This is a genomic window from Lunatibacter salilacus, assembly GCF_009797935.1.
Taxonomy (GTDB): domain Bacteria; phylum Bacteroidota; class Bacteroidia; order Cytophagales; family Cyclobacteriaceae; genus Lunatibacter; species Lunatibacter salilacus.
The window spans coordinates 1-2,529 of record NZ_VOLC01000041.1 but is presented as its reverse complement, the minus strand read 5'-3'; the positions used below and the strand labels follow the sequence as shown (position 1 = coordinate 2,529).

2 protein-coding genes are annotated in these 2,529 nt (G+C 45.6%); both read right to left on the bottom strand.

Annotated features, from left to right (window positions below):
• Window positions 1-80 precede the first annotated feature (80 nt).
• Window positions 81-818 (bottom strand): IS21-like element helper ATPase IstB, encoded by a 738-nt coding sequence (gene istB, locus FQ608_RS27010; RefSeq protein ID WP_158861630.1) that lies wholly within the window; start codon window positions 816-818, stop codon window positions 81-83.
• An 11-nt stretch (window positions 819-829) separates the two neighbouring features.
• Window positions 830-2,377, bottom strand: coding sequence for an IS21 family transposase (istA, locus tag FQ608_RS27005; RefSeq protein ID WP_158861629.1), 1,548 nt, complete (start codon window positions 2,375-2,377; stop codon window positions 830-832).
• Between the last annotated feature and the right edge of the window lie 152 nt (window positions 2,378-2,529).

Genomic DNA, 2,529 nt, shown 5'->3' with positions numbered 1-2,529 from the left:
GTGGTTATTTCGGTCTGACCATGCCAGTGATATCGGTCAAACCGTGCCACTTTGAAAGATCATCTAAAGTAGGTTAATTTTCATTCATTTTTCAAAACTCCCTTCCTTAAAGATTCTCCTTTAAGGTCTATTCTGTGTGAGGAGTTTACCAGTCTGTCAAGTATGGCATCCGCAATAGTCCCTTCACCGATTATGTCATACCATGCTGATACCGGTATCTGGGAGGAGACCATTGTAGATGTTTCATTGAACCTGTCATCAATTATATCCATCATTATTTCACGGGCAGACACATCAAAGGCCTGAAGCCCAAAATCGTCAAGTATCAACAGATCAGTACTTTGCAGCTTACGAAGTTCCTTCAGATAAGTGCCGTCCACTTTGCTGAGCTTGAGTTTTGACAGGAGTCTGGCAGTGTTGCCGTACAGGGTTTTATACCCCATCAGGCAGGCCTGGTTGCCAAGAGCCTGTGCCAGATAACTTTTCCCCACCCCTGATGGGCCTGTCAGGATGATGTTTTCCTTTTTCTTTACAAAAGAGAGTGTCGCAAGCCTGCCGAACATGTTCTTGTCCAGGTTCCTTGAGTGGCTGTAGTCGATGTCGGCAATGGAGGCTTTCTGTTTAAAGGAAGCCCCCTTTATAAGCCTCGCCATTTTTTTGCCTTGCCTGTCTTCCCATTCATGGTCTGCCAGCAGGGAGATGTATTCATCGGGTGTAAAGCCGGAAAACTTGTTGTCCTTTACATTCTGATAGTGGAGATCGGCCATGGCACTTAGCCTCATCTGCCTGAGTTTTTCTACTGTGTGGTTACTGTTCATAATTAGTGTGTTTATTGGTAATTGGATGCTCCCCTGATGTTTTCGTGAACCGGAATATGGGATTCCTTTACATTTTGATCTTCCGGTGTGACCTTGTCAAGATTGTTTTCAAGTATGTTTTTGATCCTGTTATAGGAGACGGCTTTTGCATATATGGCCCTGTGGCAGGCAGAGTCAAGCCTTTCTTTACCGTAGGACTTTGAAAGCTGTATGATGCCCATGGCTCTTTTATAAGCGGTCTCAGGGTAGTCGGATTCGGTGAAGAGTTCACTGACACAGGCCAGTACATTGTGGCCCAGAACAGCGGCCTGTTTTTTAAAGTAATCAGGGCACCAGTCCAGATATTGCCGGTGCGTACTGCTGAGATGGTCCTTATCGGTATTATAACATCCCTTTGAGCTGTTCCTTTTATGGAAAGCTATCCGGTCATGGTAATGGTATACTTCCACTGTATCCCTGGTGTAATGGATCTGGGTGGATTTGCCTATAAACCTGTAGGGAACGCTGTAATAACTTTTGTCAGGGGAGAAGTAAACATAGCCTATCTTCTGCACCTTGGTCCGGGTATAATCCCTGAGCTGGTATGTGCCTGCGGGAAGAGGTTTAAGACATTCCCTCTCGATTGACTGGAAAAGCTCCCTCCTGCTGGCTTCCTTTCTCTGGAAAAACATGTTGTTGAAATGCTCCAGCAACTTCTTTATCTCCGTGTTGAGATCTTCAAGTGAGAAGAATGTCATCTCCCTGAGAGGATAGTATATGCGCTGGTAGGTCAGCTGGACGGCATTTTCGACCAATGCCTTATCCTGGGGGCTGTATGCCCTGGTGGGATTGATCACACAGTCATAGTGCCTTGCGAAATCCTTGAGAGAACGGTTGATGTCAGGTTCGTATTTACTGGACCTTGTTACCGCTGACTTGACGTTGTCCGACACCACGGCTTTGGGAACACGTCCGAAAAACCACATCATATTGTTCATGCAGTGTAAAAGATCTTCACGTTTCTGGCTCCAGGAAGCTTCCACATAAGTAAAAAGACTGAAGGGAAGTATGGCCACAAAGACCTCCGCTTTTCTGATTTCACCGGTATCCCTGTCAACAATATCCATCTTGGTTCCCGCATAGTCAATGAACACTTCATGGCCCGGGAGATGCTCAAGTTTCATGGAACCCGCTGTCCTGGCATATTTCCGGTGGAAATGTTCCATGAACTGGGTGTAGCTGTATGCGTTGTCCACCAACTGTCTGTACTCCTCATAATGATAAAGAAAAGTAAAACCGGGGTGGTTCCGTGCTGCTTTGCCCTGTTCAAAATAACGCATCAGCGCATCGAACCTGTCATTCCTGATAGTCGTCCGTGAAGGAAAGATCTCCCTTAGTTTACTGTCTGTGAGTTTAACAATCTCATCTGCCCCGTAATCTGAGGCTATAAGCCAGGAAATGTATTGGTTGACCGTATTGCGGGATATGCCCAACAGGGAAGCTATTTTTCTGTTGCTGAGACCATCCCGGTACAAGCTGAAAATTTGTTTAATATCCATGGGATCAAGTACGTTGGCCATCTTTTTTTAGCAAAAGATACGGCATGTTAAAACTTGATCTTTCAAAGTGGCACGAATCGAACCGAAATCGCCACTAAAATGGCACGGTTTAAACCGAAATGGGTGGCTCAATTACACCGAAACGGGTGGCACTAATCGAACCGTTATATCCA